At 59.7% G+C, this 226-nt stretch carries 1 protein-coding gene; it reads right to left on the bottom strand.

Annotation, left to right across the window (positions count from 1 at the left end):
• The coding region (locus BGN91_RS10000; RefSeq protein ID WP_292612725.1) for a peptidylprolyl isomerase at positions 1–226 on the bottom strand (226 nt) is incomplete at both ends.

Genomic DNA, 226 nt, shown 5'->3' on the forward strand with positions numbered 1-226 from the left:
CCGAACTGGGTCTTGACCGGATCGGAAATCTTGCCGGGCTCCAGCTCGAAGGCGACCTTGGAAAATTCCGGCACCATCTGCTCTTTGGTGAAGAAGCCGAGGTCGCCGCCGTCGGAAGCGCCGGGGTCCTTGGATTCTTTCTTGGCGAGTTCGGCGAAGTCCGCGCCCTTCTTCAACTGGTCCTCGATCTTCTTGGCTTCTTCCTCTGTCGGCACCAGGATGTGGC

It is taken from the genome of Nitrobacter sp. 62-13, from assembly GCF_001896955.1.
In the GTDB taxonomy this organism is placed as follows: domain Bacteria; phylum Pseudomonadota; class Alphaproteobacteria; order Rhizobiales; family Xanthobacteraceae; genus Nitrobacter.